General features: G+C 68.9%; 12 protein-coding genes. 5 read left to right on the plus strand and 7 right to left on the minus strand.

Translation table 11 applies throughout. From position 1 onward, the window contains the following. Window positions 1-55: 55 nt before the first annotated feature. Both ACWDXS_RS23205 and ACWDXS_RS23210 read right to left on the minus strand, forming a co-directional pair. The gene (locus ACWDXS_RS23205; protein ID WP_378992295.1) at window positions 56-1147 is read right to left on the minus strand and encodes a hypothetical protein; all 1092 of its coding nucleotides are present in this window, start codon (window positions 1145-1147) and stop codon (window positions 56-58) included. Window positions 1148-1161: 14 nt separating this feature from the next. Continuing rightward, the gene (locus ACWDXS_RS23210; RefSeq protein ID WP_449968594.1) at window positions 1162-2286 is read right to left on the minus strand and encodes a phosphotransferase family protein; all 1125 of its coding nucleotides are present in this window, start codon (window positions 2284-2286) and stop codon (window positions 1162-1164) included. A gap of 193 nt (window positions 2287-2479) precedes the next feature. On the opposite strand from ACWDXS_RS23210, the gene ACWDXS_RS23215 reads away from it, so the two are divergent. Further along, window positions 2480-3835: a DoxX family protein gene (locus tag ACWDXS_RS23215; RefSeq protein ID WP_449968597.1), complete on the plus strand. Its 1356-nt coding sequence runs from the start codon at window positions 2480-2482 to the stop codon at window positions 3833-3835. Window positions 3836-3851: 16 nt separating this feature from the next. On the opposite strand, the gene ACWDXS_RS23220 is transcribed toward ACWDXS_RS23215, so the two are convergent. Both ACWDXS_RS23220 and ACWDXS_RS23225 read right to left on the minus strand, forming a co-directional pair. Then, the gene (locus ACWDXS_RS23220) at window positions 3852-4811 is read right to left on the minus strand and encodes an isopenicillin N synthase family dioxygenase (RefSeq protein ID WP_378992297.1); all 960 of its coding nucleotides are present in this window, start codon (window positions 4809-4811) and stop codon (window positions 3852-3854) included. Then, the gene (locus ACWDXS_RS23225) at window positions 4808-5275 is read right to left on the minus strand and encodes a nucleoside deaminase (protein WP_378992299.1); all 468 of its coding nucleotides are present in this window, start codon (window positions 5273-5275) and stop codon (window positions 4808-4810) included. Before ACWDXS_RS23225 ends, ACWDXS_RS23220 begins: the two co-directional genes overlap by 4 nt. 85 nt (window positions 5276-5360) lie before the next feature. On the opposite strand from ACWDXS_RS23225, the gene ACWDXS_RS23230 reads away from it, so the two are divergent. Then, window positions 5361-6893: a PucR family transcriptional regulator gene (locus tag ACWDXS_RS23230; protein ID WP_387442275.1), complete on the plus strand. Its 1533-nt coding sequence runs from the start codon at window positions 5361-5363 to the stop codon at window positions 6891-6893. Window positions 6894-6971: 78 nt separating this feature from the next. Here the strand turns inward: ACWDXS_RS23230 and ACWDXS_RS23235 are convergent, their stop codons facing one another. After that, window positions 6972-8375 (minus strand): purine-cytosine permease family protein, encoded by a 1404-nt coding sequence (locus tag ACWDXS_RS23235; RefSeq protein WP_387442278.1) that lies wholly within the window; start codon window positions 8373-8375, stop codon window positions 6972-6974. 148 nt (window positions 8376-8523) lie between these two features. Here ACWDXS_RS23235 and cobA point away from each other — a divergent pair, with 148 nt between their 5' ends. After that, a complete protein-coding gene (cobA, locus tag ACWDXS_RS23240; RefSeq protein ID WP_378992303.1) occupies window positions 8524-9765 on the plus strand; it encodes a uroporphyrinogen-III C-methyltransferase in 1242 nt (413 codons plus the stop codon). Between the two features lie 78 nt (window positions 9766-9843). Then, window positions 9844-11304, plus strand: a complete 1461-nt coding sequence (locus ACWDXS_RS23245; protein ID WP_378628251.1) for an MFS transporter — start codon at window positions 9844-9846, stop codon at window positions 11302-11304. Window positions 11305-11322: 18 nt separating this feature from the next. On the opposite strand, the gene ACWDXS_RS23250 is transcribed toward ACWDXS_RS23245, so the two are convergent. Continuing rightward, window positions 11323-11796 (minus strand): PPOX class F420-dependent oxidoreductase, encoded by a 474-nt coding sequence (locus ACWDXS_RS23250; RefSeq protein WP_378992304.1) that lies wholly within the window; start codon window positions 11794-11796, stop codon window positions 11323-11325. A gap of 99 nt (window positions 11797-11895) precedes the next feature. On the opposite strand from ACWDXS_RS23250, the gene ACWDXS_RS23255 reads away from it, so the two are divergent. Further along, window positions 11896-12480: a DUF1345 domain-containing protein gene (locus tag ACWDXS_RS23255; RefSeq protein WP_378992306.1), complete on the plus strand. Its 585-nt coding sequence runs from the start codon at window positions 11896-11898 to the stop codon at window positions 12478-12480. On the opposite strand, the gene ACWDXS_RS23260 is transcribed toward ACWDXS_RS23255, so the two are convergent. After that, entirely contained in the window at window positions 12470-13816 is a 1347-nt protein-coding gene (locus ACWDXS_RS23260; protein ID WP_378992308.1) for an aspartate aminotransferase family protein, read from the minus strand. The genes ACWDXS_RS23255 and ACWDXS_RS23260 overlap by 11 nt on opposite strands. Between the last annotated feature and the right edge of the window lie 13 nt (window positions 13817-13829).

A 13829-nucleotide genomic window follows, 5' to 3' on the forward strand; every position in this document is an offset into this window, starting at 1 on the left:
GCCGCCGCGACCTCGTTGTCGCGGCGGCGCCTTTTCTTCTCGCGCGAGAGCTCCGTCAAGGGGCGACGGAAGACCAATCGGCGAAACCCGTGGGGTCGTGGCGGCCCATGGAGGCGTGTTCGAACAGGCCCCAGCCTTCGAGATCACCGCAGCGGGCGTAGCCGATGTGGTCGATCACGCCGTAGGGGGTGCGGCCCTTGATCGCGGGGTCGGTGAGGTCGTAGGCGCTCGACAGCGACCAGTTCTCGCCCATCCAGCGGCCGTGGGTCCAGTCGGGGTCGGCGCCGTAACCGCAGCCGACGTGCAGGGCGATCCCGGGGCGCGACTCGATCTCGACCTCGAGCGGCTTCCCGTCGGGGGTGGTCATGTCCAGGCGCACGGATTTCGGGTGCCGGGTGCCGGACTCGTAGGTCCAGTGCATGCGCGGCCAGCCCAGTTGTTCCTTGCGCCCGTCGTTCCAGATCCGCACCGCGTTGTTGAGGGTGCGGGTGCCGTCGGGCTCCTCCTGCACGATCACCACGATCGAGAAATCCTGGAACCGCAGCGGCGCGTACAGCCACCAGAAACCGTCCATGCCGGTCGGCCTGCCTGCGGGTTCGGGCTCACCGGAGGGCCGGATGCCCCAGGATCGATCGCGGCTGCCCGTCCACACCGCCGGGTCGACCGGGTAGTCGATGCCGTCGACCGCGAGAGTGCCCTCCCACGAACCCGATTGGGCGAAGCGCGAGGCCTCGATGATCGGCTTGGTGCCGGACAGGATCAGGTGCGGCTGCTCCTGCACGGCGGGCTGCGCACCGGTCCAGGTCAGATCGAACCCGAGATCGTCGTGCTCGCAGACCACTCGGAGCTTCTGGAGCGGCTCGATCACCTCGATCCGGTAGCCGCCGACGGCGGTGGTCAGATCGCGCGAGGTGAGCGCGTCGGAGAAGCGCACGCTGCGCTGGGCGTCACCGTGGCGCACCGTCGCGAACGCGTCGACCACCCCGAGGTTCGGGTACACGCCGAACCCGGTGATCAGCATCGCGTCGCCGGCCGGGTCGAAGGCGTTGAAGTAATAGCGGTCGTAGAAGTTCCGGTCGCTGGTGGCCACCCTGGCCAGCGACAGCGGGGTCTGATGGACCGGGTATTCGTCCAGGGGGACGGGCATGATCGCGCGCATAGTCAGTCCCATTCGTAGGTGCCGTCGAGCAACGCCTCGAGGGTGAGGCGGTGCATCACGTAGTCGTCGAGTTCGGCGGGCACGGTGTCCTCGCCGAAATGGATCATCCGGCACTTGATCCTGGCCATCACGATCGCGTGCCGCAGCGCGGCGTAGACGATGTAGAAGTCCAGATTCCGGACCGAATGCCCGGTCAGTTCCTCGTATTTCGCCACCACCGCGTCGCGGCGCAGGAAGTCCACCAGACCCGGCTGGTCGAAGCGGGTGGCGATGTCCTGGAAGAACCGGTGGATGAAGATGGTCCAGCCCAGGTCGAGTTCGCGTGGCGCGAACGTCGCCATCTCCCAGTCGAGCACGGCCGCCGGGGTGAACCCGTCGAACAGGATGTTGCCGGGACGAGCGTCGCCCCAGTTCAGCACTTCGGGACCGGGATCGGCCGGCCAGTTGGCCTCGAGCCAATCGAAGGTCCGCTCGATCAGCGGCACCTCGACACCGTGGTCGGTCAGTGCCCACCGGTACCAGGCGCGCTGGGCCTCGAAATGCCTGCGCAGCGCGGTGCCCGCACCGTCGAGCAGCGGGAAGCGCTCGGCCACCTTGTCGATGGCGTGCACCTGGGCGATCACCTCGACCGTCGCGTCCGCCACCAGTTCGCGCTCGGCGACCGTCGCGTCGAACAGCCAGCCGAAGAACACGTACGGCGGATTGTCCGACGGCGCCCTGCCCTCGACCCGCTCCATCACGAGGAAGGGGGAGCCGAACACCGAATCGTCGAGTTCGAGCCAGCGCAGCGTCGGCACGGCGACCTCGGAGGACGCGGCGACGCCGGCCATCACCTGGTACTGCATCGCCAGGTCGTAGGACTCGAACACCGGGAACGAGCTGTCCTCGGGCGCCATCCGGATGACGAAGGACCCCTGTTCGGCGGCCCCGTCCGCCGGCCATTCGGCGTCGAACAGGATGGTGGTGCTCGACATGCCGCCGCTGGACGGTTTGTTCAGATTGCTGACCGTCACGTCGGCGCCGACCCTGTCGGTCAGCCAGCTCGCCAGCTTCCCGGCTAGCTCGTCCAGATCGCGCTCGCTGACGGTGAGCGACATCTGAGCGGCCGGATCCTGATCTTCGGACATCTACGGGGTACCCCTGTCGGCAAAACTGTAACGTGTGTCACTTCTGAGTACCGGACGGCCGACCGGAATGTAAGGGCGGCATCGCTGAGTGAGACTCAGGGTTGACAGCGCAAAGATCGGGGTTTTCCCCGACGCGCTCCACCGTATCTTCCGATTAGCTTCGGTAACAACCGAACTCGATGAGGAGGCGTGGGTGACCACAGGGACCATTGAGCGTGCGCGCGACGACATCGCGAGCCTGCCCTCACCGCCACCGATGTGGCATCCGATCACCCGGCTCGCCTTCCGGTTCAGTGTGGCGTACCTGGGCCTTTTCTGTCTGTGGATGGCTCAGATCACCTTCGTCTTCCTGGGTGTGCTCGCGCTGCGGTTGCCCGAGGAGGCCATGCTCTGGCAGATCATGGCCCTCGATCCGGTGAGTAGCTGGATCGGTGAGCACGTGTTCGGGGTGGAGGCCGAGCTGGCGATGAACGGCAGCGGCGACCAGGCCGCGATCTGGATCCAGTGCGGTCTGCTGCTGGTGGTCGCGGTGCTGATCACCCTGGTGTGGTCGGTGCTCGACCGGCGCAGGCTCGCGTATCCGCGACTGCTGAGCTGGTTTCTCACGGCGCTGCGGCTGTGTGTGGGCGGACAGATGCTGTTCTACGGATTCGCCAAGCTCATCCCGACGCAGATGCCCGAACCCGCGCTGACCACATTGCTCACCCGGGTCGGTGATCTGACGCCGATGGCGATGCTGTGGACCCAGGTCGGATCGTCACCCGCCTACGAGATCGCTTTGGGCGCAGCCGAAGTACTCGCCGGTCTGCTGCTGTTCTGGCCACGCACCGCGACGGTGGGCGCCATGCTGGGCGTGATCAGCATGGCGCAGGTGTTCCTGCTCAATCTGACTTTCGACGTGCCGGTGAAGATGCTGGCCGGGCACCTGCTGCTGATGGGGCTGGTGCTGCTCGCCCCGCAGGCGCGCAGGCTCGCGAATTTCCTCGTGCTGGAGCGTGATTCGGGCCCGGCCGTGCAGCCACCGCTGTTCTCCTCGTCGCGGGCCAACCGGTGGGCGGCGGTGGCGCAGGTCGTGGTCGGACTGTGGATCACGGCGGGCATGATCGACGCGGGAATGCAGAGCTGGCGCGAATACGGCGGCGGTGCACCGAAACCCGAGCTGTACGGCATCTGGGAGGTGCGCGAGTTCAGCGTCGAAGCGACCCCGATCCCGCCGCTGGCCACCGATCCGGTGCGCTGGCAACGCCTCGTGATCGACGTGGGCTCGGCGGGATACCAGCGGATGGACGATTCGGTGGTGCCGGTGTCGGCCACGACCGACCTGGCGGCCGCCACGATGACGCTCGTCGCCGCACCCACCGGCGCCGACGGAACCCCGGTGCCCTACGCCACCTTCACCGTCGAGCATCCCTCGGCCGACACGCTGACATTGCGTGGCGAACTGGACGGTCGGCCCGCCACGGTCACTCTCGACCGCCTCGACCTCGAGCGGTTCCCGTTGCGCAGCACAGACTTCCGCTGGGTGCAGAACCAGCCGTACTTCGAATGATCGCGCGCCCGGTGCGTCAGCCGATAGTGATGGCATCCAACCGGATACGGAGGAAATCGGCCGACACCACCGGCGGTCCCTGCGCCACCCGGCCGATCGGCGGTGCCAGCGGAGTCACCACCGCGTCGTGGTCGAGTTCGTAGAAGTAGATGAGCGAGACCAGGTCCTCCTCGGGGGCATCGGGCTGGGGTGGCAGCACCCGATGCCGACCCGACGGCCATCGCTCGCCGCTCCAATAGGCCAGCAGGTCACCGATGTTCACCGTCAGCGCCGCCGGGTCGTAGGGAGCGTCGGCCCACCCACCGGCCTCGGTGTAGACCTGTAACCCGCCCGCACCGGGTTCTCGGTCGAGCACCGTCACCGTGCCGAAGTCGGTATGCGGACCGATCCGGAACTGGCCGGGCTCCGGCTCACCGACGTCGGTCATCGGCGGATAGTGGTTGATATTGCAGGTCCAGGTCGGGCGTGCGGCCAGGTCGGCGAACGGGTTGACCGGCAGCGCGAGGGCCGCGGCGAACAGGGCGAGCAGTTCGTCGGACAGCGTGCGCACGGCGGCGGTGTACTCGGTCAGCAGCGCGCGCAGCTCCACGACCTCCGCGGGCCACACATTCGGCAGGAACCACATCTGATCGATCGCCGGATCACCGGTCGCGGTGTCGGCGCCGACGGCGAAGGTCTCCTTCAGATCCGGCGGGGTTTCGGTGCCCTCGGCATAGCCGTTGGCCTCGCGGCCGGGACCGATCCAGCCACGACCGCCGACGGCCACCGCGTACCGCTGCTTCACGTCGTCCGGCAGGGCGAAGAACCGGCGTGCGGCGGCCCGGACCGCGGCGGGCAACGCGGGGTCGATGCCGTGGCCGTGCACCAGGAGGAAGCCGGCCCGGCGCAGCCCTTCGTCGACCTCGCGTTCCACGGTGCGGGCCACCTCGCCGCCGGTGCGCCAGCGGGCCAGATCGACCGAGGCGATGCTGCTCATGCGGGTGTCTCCTTCGTCGGCGCGACGCCGATGTCCTCGAACCACAGGTCGGGGCGCTCGGCGATGAAGTCGGTCATCAGCGACACACAGCGCGGGTCGTCCAGCACGATCACCGTCACCCCGTGTTCGGCCAGCCAGTCGTGGCCGCCGTGGAAGGTCCGCGCCTCGCCGATGATCACGGTGCCGATCCCGAACTGGCGTACCAGGCCGCTGCAGTACCAGCACGGGGACAGCGTGGTGACCATGATCGTCGGCCCGTAGTCGCGGCGTCGGCCCGCGGCGCGGAAGGCGTCGGTTTCGGCGTGCACACTCGGATCGTCGTTCTGTACGCGGCGGTTGTGGCCGCGGCCCAGCAGAGTGCCGTCGGCGTCGAACAGGGCCGCACCGATGGGGACACCCCCTTCGGCCAGCCCGCGCAGGGCTTCGTCGTAGGCCACGTCCAGGAGTGCGTCCGGCGGTGTCATGGACTCCACTGTCCTGCCTGCTCGCCCGGTCGGCAACGTACATTTCGTCCATACCCGTGCGGTCGATCGATGACAGGATGACCGCATGTTGCCCACCGTCCGACAACTGCTCGCCGACCAGTTCCTGGCGGCCGACCCGCTGGTCCTGTCGGGGCGCTCGTCGCTGGACCGGGCTGTGCGGTGGGTGCACTCCAGCGAGATCTTCGAGATCAGCCCACTGCTCTCGGGCGGTGAGCTGCTGCTGACGACGGGGCTGGGGTTGGCGGGCGTCGATGCCGGAACCCGGCGTCACTACCTGCGCGAGATCGCCGATCGTGCGGTAGCCGGGGTGGCGGTCGAGCTGGGCCGCACGTTCGACACCGTCCCGCCGGACATGGTCGCGGAGGCCTCGCGGGCCGGGCTGCCGCTGATCGCCCTGCGCAGTGTGGTGCCGTTCATCGACCTGTGCCGCGCGGCCAACACGGTGATCGTCTCGCGCGAAGTGGGGATGCGGCGGGTGGTCGACGGGTTGACCCGCGAGCTGCTGGTCGAGCTCGGTGCCGGGCACGGCCCGGCGCGGCTGCTGTCGAAGGTCGGCGCGGTGACCGGGTGCCCGGTGGTGCTCACCGCGGGCAGTGGCGCGTTGGTCGCGGCGCACGGGGTCGACGATGATCGATCTGCCTGGGCCGCCGTGGAATCCGCCGGAGCTACCGCGAAGATCACGGTGCGCGACAGTTTCTGGGGCACTCTCACCGCCGGTCCCGGTTCACCGCTGGATCCGACGACGCTGGGTGAAGTCCTCGACCGTGCCGCCGCCGTGCTGGGACCGGCGCTCGCGCGATCCGCCGGCCCCAGCGGCCGGCCGCGCCGGGTGGCCACCCGGTTGCTCGCGGATCTGCTGGCGGACAAGCAGATCCGCCCCGCCGACCTCCGTGCGCGGCTGGCCGCGGCCGGTGCCGGTGCGACGGCCGGGCTACGTCTGGTCCCGGTGGCGGTCGACGCGCCGGACACGCGGATCGCCGCCAGGCTGCTCGACAGCGCGGTCAAGGAACTCGGGCGCCCCGGGGTGATCGGTGAGGTGCACGCGACGGTGTACGGGGTGCTCGCACCCGACCCCGCGGCGACCGATCCCGTCGCCGAGGTCGCGGACCTGATGCGAAAAGCGTGTGCCACCAACAGCATCGATGGCGTCACCCTGGTGGTCGGTGACCCGGCGGAGTCGACAGCGGCGAGTCTGTCCGCCGCACTCATTGCGACAGGCCCGGCACTACGACTGGCCGTCCGTCAGCGCCGCGACCGCGCCGGGCAGAGCGGCCCCGTCACCACCCGGCGCGCACTGGCCGGTGATCTGCTGGTCGACGCGCTGCCCGCCGCCGACCGAGCCCGCCTCGTCGAGACAACTCTCGCTCCGCTGATCGCCTGGGACACCGCCCATCACAGCGCTCTCACCCCCACGCTCGAAGCGTTCCTGCGTCACGGTGGCAGCGCCACCCGATGCGCCGCCGCCCTCCACATCGGCAGGCAATCGCTCTACCAACGCCTGGACCGGATCAAAGCGCTTCTCGGCTTCGATCCCGCCGCACCGGAACTCACCCCCACCTTGCTGCTGGCGCTCAGCGCGCACCGGGTGTCGAACTGACGCGGATCGCGAGCACGGGGCGGGAAGCCGGTCATCCGGCCGCTGACTGGTCCGAGTCGGCCGCCGGCTCGACGGGCCTCACGCCGCGACCACCGCCCGGTCGGCGCTGACACGTCCCCGGGTGAGGAAGAGGTACAACCCACCCGCCAGCGCGAATCCGACGAAGACGGTGATGTCGCCCAGATTCGGGAACTCCCGCACCAGGTAGCCGGTGAACTTCGCCTGGTTGGAGAACAACAGCACCGACACCACCAGGCCGGTCGCGAAGGCCACGACTCCACCCAGGTTGGTGGAGGCGCGGTCGTAGAGCAGTGGGCGGATGTCGGTGCCGCGGCGCAGGTACTGGTCGGCGAACACGACACCGAGCCACGGCCCGATCCAGTAGGCCACGATCAGCAAGAACGCCTCGTAGCCGGCCGCCGCGTCGGGCAGCGCCCACCACGCCACCAGGAAGCCGACCACGCCGAACACCGCCGAGACGAGCGCCCGCTGGGTGCGCACCGGCAGCTTCACCCCGATCGTCACGAACGCCATCGCCCCCGAGTACACATTGAGCGCGTTCGCCGCGATCGCGCCGAGGGTGATGGCCAGCAGCGTCAGATTCGCCAGTGCGCCGGGCAGATTGGCGGTGAACACGTCCGTGGGGCTCCCGGTCGCCGTGCTCACGATGGTCGCCGACGCGGCCCCGAGTGCCGACAACCACAGGCAGGAGACGAACAGCCCGGTCGCCGCGTATCCGCCGGTCGCGACCTTCGACACCGCGGTCGGCAGGTAGCGGGAGTAGTCCGCCGCGTACGGGTTCCAGCCGCCCGCGTAGCCGAAGGCGGTGCCGACGGTGAGCAGGAATCCGGCGATCCCACCCACACCGCCCGCGGGCGCGGCGCCGGTCAGCTCGGCCTTGCTGACGATCACGACGGTCACCAGCACGAAAACCACCGCCAGCAACGGGAAGACGAACCGCTCGAAGGCCTGCACCAGGTTGTGCCCGAAGACCGCGAAACCGGTCTGCAACACCACGATCAGCACCAGCGACGGAACCTTCGGCAGACCGGTCAGCGTGTTCAACGCGAACGCGCCCGACACACTGTTGGTGGCGAACCAGCCGACACCGCACATGATCGCCATGAACGTGGCGGGCAGCGCGTTCCCGCGGTACCCGAAAGCCGTGCGGCCCAGCACCATCTGCGGTACGCCGTACACCGGACCACGCGCGGACAACACGTAGTGCGCCCCGGCACCGAGACCGATACCGACCGCCAGCCCGAGCGCCGCCTGCCAGAAACTCATGCCGAAGACGGTCACCGACAGCACCCCGATGAAGATCGTGGCGAACTCGAGATTGGGCGAGGTCCACGTCCACAGCAGCCCGCGCGGACTGCCGTGCCGGGCGGATTCGGGGATGGTTTCGTTGCCGCCGGGCTCCACCGCGATCACGCGATCGGTGTAGTCCGCGGCGGGCGCGTTGTCTTCGGTCGTAGCCATTCTTGAACATTCGTCGGGTCCCGTGTCGTGGACAACCGACGGATCGTCCGTCAAGACGGGTCCGCCGACGGACAGATCGTCGATCGGCGCCGAGTCTGTCGGCGGGTGCGTTCGGGCCGCACCGAGCCAGGAACTAGGCTGGGACACTGTGCCGAACACCGCTGACACCGCATCGACCCCGCCCGCAGGCGACCCGAACTACCTGGTCGGGCTCGATCTGCGTGCACGCAGAGTAGTGGTGGTCGGCGGCGGAACCGTCGCCCAGCGCCGACTCGGCCTGCTCGTGGCCTCGGGTGCGGAGGTGCACGTGATCAGCCGGGCGGTCACCCCGGCGGTGGAGGGCATGGCTACGGCGGGACAACTCACGGTCGAACTGCGCGCTTACGCCGACGGCGATCTCGACGGCGCCTGGTACGCGATGGCCTGCACCGACGAACCGGAGACCAACGCCGCGGTGGTCGCCGAAGCCACCGCCAAGCGCATCTTCTGCGTCCGCGCCGACATCGCGCGCGACGGCACCGCGGTCACGCCCGCGACCGCTCGCTACGACGGACTCTCCCTCGGCGTACTCGCCGGTGGCGCGCACCGCCGCTCGGCCGCGGTGCGCAACGGCCTCCTCGAAGCGCTGCAATCGGGTGTGGTGACCGATGATTCGGAACCGGTGACTCCAGGCGTCGCGCTCGTCGGCGGCGGTCCCGGCGATCCCGACCTGATCACCGTGCGTGGTCGCAGGCTCCTCGCGCGCGCCGATCTGGTCGTCGCCGACCGGCTCGCCCCGCCGGAACTGCTCGCCGAACTGGGCCCGCACGTCGAGGTGATCGATGCCGCGAAGATCCCCTACGGCCGGTCGATGGCGCAGGAGGCGATCAACCTCGCGCTCGTCGAGGGCTTCAAAGCGGGCAAGTTCGTGGTCCGGCTCAAGGGCGGCGATCCGTACGTGTTCGGTCGCGGTTACGAGGAACTCGAGGCGTGCACGGAGGCAGGCATCCCGGTGACGGTGGTGCCCGGTGTCACGAGCCCGATCTCGGTGCCCGGCGCGGCAGGCATCCCGGTGACCCATCGCGGGGTCACCCACGAGTTCGTGGTCGTGAGCGGACACGTGGCCCCCGAACATCCCGATTCGCTCGTCGACTGGTCGGCACTGGCCAAGCTGCGCGGCACCATCGTGCTGATGATGGCGGTCGAGCGGATCGACAAGTTCGCCGCGGCCCTGCTCGCCGGTGGTCGCCCGAGCGATACCCCGGCCGCGGTCATCCAGGAAGGCACGCTGCGCACGCAGCGGGTGGTGCGCGCCGACCTCGCCACGGTCGCCGACCGGGTCAAGGAAGAGGGCATCCGCCCGCCCGCGATCATCGTCATCGGCCCCACGGCCGGCTTCGGCCTCGACTAGCTTCACCGACGGCGCGCCCACTCGTTGCCGGTGCGCCAATTACACTGCCTCACTGTGCTCGATAAACCCGCTGCGACGATGCAGTATCCGGTGAAGCAGCGGGCGTTCGGCCTGGCCATCCTCGTGCTGAGCGGTCTGCAGTTCATGGTGGTGCTCGACGGCACCGTCGTGATCTTCGCCCTGCCGCGCCTGCAGCAGGACATGGGGCTGTCCAGTTCGGGCAGTGCGTGGACGGTGACCGCCTACGGGCTCACCTTCGCGGGGTTGATGCTGCTCGGTGGCAGGCTCGGCGACGCGTTCGGCCGCAAACGCATGCTGATCTACGGTGTCGGCCTGTTCACCGCCGCCTCGCTGGCGTGTGGTCTGGCCACCGGTGAGGCGATGCTGCTGATCTCGCGCGCCTTCCAGGGCGCGGGCGCCGCCATCGCGGCACCGACCGCGTTCGCACTGGTCGCGACGACCTTCGCACCCGGACCGGCCAGGAACCAGGCGATCGCGATCGTCGGCTCGATGGCGGGCATCGGATCGGTCGGTGGTCTCATCGTCGGCGGTGCGCTGACCGAGGTCGGGTGGCGCTGGATCTTCCTGATCAACGTCCCGATCGGCGCGCTCATCGTGCTCGGCGCGGTCTACAAGCTCACCGACACCGAACACCACCGCACTCCGCTCGACATCAAGGGCGCGATTCTGGGCACCCTGGCCTGCGCGACGATCGTGTTCGGTGCCACCGAGGGCCCGGCCATGGGCTGGACGAGCCCGCTGATCCTCGGTTCGCTGATCGGCGGTTTCGTCCTGCTGGTGATCTTCGTTTTCGCCGAGCGACGCGAATCCGATCCGCTGCTGCCGTGGTCGCTGTTCGACAGCCGCGACCGGGTCGCCACCTTCGTTCTGATCTTCCTGGCCGGTGCGGTGCTCGGCGCGATGACATTCTTCGTCGCCCAGCTGCTGCAGAACGTGCTCGGCTACAGCCCGCTGCTGGCCGGTGTCGCCTCGATCCCGTTCACCATCGGCATCGGTGTCGGCGGTGCCGTGGCCTCCAAGGCCGCGTTGGTGATCGCGCCGCGCTGGTTGCTCGCCACCGCGGGTGTGGTGCTCGCCGTCGGCCTGTTCTTCGGGTCGACGCTGGACCGGCACGTGCAGTACCTGCCGACGCTGCTGGCCCTGCTGCTGGTGATCGGCTTCGGCGTCGGGATGGCGATCGTGCTCGCTCCGCTCTGCGTGCTGGTCGGGGTTCCGCCGTCGAACATCGGCCCGCTCTCGGCGGTCGGCCAGATGTTCATGAGCCTGGCGACACCGATCGCCATCGGTCTGCTCAGCCCGATCGCGGCGTCACGCACGCTGTCGCTCGGCGGCAGCGATACCCCCGGCGCGAACACGACGCCCGCCGAGATCGACGCGCTCAACAGCGGCTACACCCTGGTGCTGTTCATCTGCGCGATCATCGCCGCCGTCGCCGCGCTCGTCGCGCTGACCGTGCGCTACACCCCGCAACAGCTGGTGCAGGCGCAGCACGCGCAGGAAGAGGCCCAGCGGAGCTGACTCCGCCGGGCCCGCTGGTCAGAAGCGTCCGGCGACCTTGGTGGGGGTGACGCGGATGACGACGCGTTCGGCGTCGTCCACCGAGGCCGGGTTGAACTCGCGATACGGCTTGCCGGTGTATTTGAGCGACATCTCGTCCGGCAGCGCCCGCTCGGGATCCGGTGTGGTGGTGGCGGTTCCGCGTACCTCGGCGTACAGGAACGGCCGCTCCGGCGGGTTCACCATCACGGTGATCCGCGGGTCACGCACCAGGTTCTTGGCCTGCTGCCGTGAGACGGTGGTGGAGAACAGCAGTTCGTCGCCCTCGCGTTTGATCCAGACCACGGTCAGATGCGGATGCCCGTTGGGCCCGACGGTGGCGACGGTCGCGTAGACCTTCTCCTCGTCGAGGTACGACTTCAGTTCATCGGAAAGCACTGCGGTATCGGTCACGCTCTTGGACAACGCATTGCCCGGCCGGGGAATTCCGGTCAGGATTCGATCGGTGGTCACGCGTAGCCGGAGCGCGTCGACCAGTCGCGCGGCGCGGAAACGCCGCCGCCGGGCGCGGTGTCGGTGTGTCCACGCGGCGGCGTGGTAGACGTTGCGGCCATGAGTCGCACGCTGGTGTGGGTACTGGAGCTCGGGCTGACCGTCCTCGGTGTGGTCTGGTTGTCGCTCTTCTCGTGGACAACCGGCGGGATCGGCCTGCTGCTGGTCTGGGATCTGCTGGCCGTCGCCTATGTCGCGTCGGGCTGGCTGCTGTTGCGCCGCGACCTGCCCGACGACTCCATCGACTGGATCGGTCCACGCTGGTACACCACCACTTTCGCGGTGGTGGCCAGTGGCGCCGGGCTGGCGGCCGGGATGATCATGATCGGTGCCCGCGACAGCGATGCCGACAATGCCGTCGCGGCGGCGACGGTGCTGATGTCGTGGTTGCTCCTGCACACCGCGTTCGCGCAGATCTACGCGCGGGCCCAGTTCGCCGACGGGGGACTGCGTTTCCCGGAGTGCCCGGTGCCGCAGCTGTCGGAGTTCGTGTACTTCTCGTTCACCATCGGTACGTCGTTCGCGGTATCGGATGTGAAGGTGGTGCACCGGTCGATGCGCCGGCGCGTCACCGCCCACAGCGTGCTGAGTTTCTTCTTCAACGCCGCCGTCGTCGCCATCGCGATCGACTGGATCAAGGGGTAGCGACGGTGTGCGCGTCGGCGACGGTGAGGGCTTGGTCGAGGATGGCGAGCCCCTCCTTGGCCTCGGCCTCGGTGATCACGCACGGCGGGACCACGTGCAAGCGGTTGAAATTGACGAACGGCAGCATCCCGCCTGCGCGGCAGGCGGCCACCAGTTCGTTCATCGCGGGGCTGGTGCCGCCGTAGGGGGCCAGTGGCTCGCGGGTGGCCCGGTTCCGGACCAGCTCGACGGCCCAGAAGACACCGAGCCCGCGGACTTCGCCGATGCTCGGATGCCGTTGCGCCAGTTCACGAAGGCCGGGCCCGATGACCGTCGCGCCGATGTCGGCGGCGTTCTCGACAATGCCTTCCTCGGCCATCGCGTTGATCGTCGCGACGGCAGCGGCGGTGGCCAGCGGATGACCGGAATAGGTGAGCCCGCCGGGATACGGGCGGTGGGCGAAGGTCGCCGCGATGGCCGCGTTGATCGCCACGCCGCCGAGCGGGACATACCCGGAGTTCACGCCCTTGGCGAAGGTGATCAGATCGGGCACGACATCGAAATTGTCGATGGCGAACCACTTTCCGGTCCGGCCGAAGCCTGCCATCACCTCGTCGGCGATGAAGACGATGCCGTGCTTGTCGCACAGCGCGCGCACTCCACGCATGTACTCCGTGGTCGGCACCATGATGCCCGCGGTGCCCGGGACCGACTCCAGGACGACCGCGGCGATGGTGGCCGGACCCTCCATCTCGATGGTGCGTTCCAGATGCGCCAGCGCGCGTTCGGTTTCCTGCGCCTCGTCGGTGGCGTGGAACTCCGAGCGATACAGGAACGGGCCGAAGAAGTGCACGGTGCCGGTGTTGCCGTGGTCGTTGGGCCAGCGGCGCGGGTCGCCGGTGAGGTTCACCGCGGTCTCGGTGCCGCCGTGGTAGGAGCGGTAGCGCGAGAGCACCTTGTAGCGGCCGGTGTGCAGTCGCGCCATCCGGACGGCGTGCTCGACGGCGTCGGCGCCGCCGTTGGTGAAGAAGATCGTGTCGAGGTCACCGGGCGTGCGTTCGCTGATCAGGCGGGCCGCTTCCGAGCGGGCATCGTTGACGAACGAGGGTGCGACAGTGCACAGCTTGGCCGCCTGCTCCTGGATCGCGGCCACGACCTTCGGATGCTGGTGACCGATATTGGTGTTCACCATCATCGAGGAGAAGTCGAGCAGGCGGTTGCCCTCGCCGTCCCACACGTAGCACCCCTCGGCGGCGGTGAGCACCGTCGGCGTGAGAGTCGCCTGCGCGGACCAGGAATGGAAGACGTGGCGGCGGTCGAGCTCGTAGGCGCGAGCGGCCTCTTCGGAAAGCGTCATGGCGAAGTCTCCT

This window comes from Nocardia sp. NPDC003183, assembly GCF_053590715.1.

Bases quoted from the DNA above. Each gene is read 5' to 3' on its own strand.
- ACWDXS_RS23210 (WP_449968594.1), bottom strand. From the start codon at position 2,286: ATGTCCGAAGATCAGGATCCGGCCGCTCAGATGTCGCTCACCGTCAGC.
- ACWDXS_RS23245 (WP_378628251.1), top strand. From the start codon at position 9,844: ATGCAGTATCCGGTGAAGCAGCGGGCGTTCGGCCTGGCCATCCTCGTG.
- ACWDXS_RS23255 (WP_378992306.1), top strand. From the start codon at position 11,896: ATGAGTCGCACGCTGGTGTGGGTACTGGAGCTCGGGCTGACCGTCCTC.
- ACWDXS_RS23260 (WP_378992308.1), bottom strand. From the start codon at position 13,816: ATGACGCTTTCCGAAGAGGCCGCTCGCGCCTACGAGCTCGACCGCCGC.
- ACWDXS_RS23225 (WP_378992299.1), bottom strand. From the start codon at position 5,275: ATGACACCGCCGGACGCACTCCTGGACGTGGCCTACGACGAAGCCCTG.
- ACWDXS_RS23220 (WP_378992297.1), bottom strand. From the start codon at position 4,811: ATGAGCAGCATCGCCTCGGTCGATCTGGCCCGCTGGCGCACCGGCGGC.
- ACWDXS_RS23235 (WP_387442278.1), bottom strand. From the start codon at position 8,375: ATGGCTACGACCGAAGACAACGCGCCCGCCGCGGACTACACCGATCGC.
- ACWDXS_RS23230 (WP_387442275.1), top strand. From the start codon at position 5,361: ATGTTGCCCACCGTCCGACAACTGCTCGCCGACCAGTTCCTGGCGGCC.
- ACWDXS_RS23205 (WP_378992295.1), bottom strand. From the start codon at position 1,147: ATGCCCGTCCCCCTGGACGAATACCCGGTCCATCAGACCCCGCTGTCG.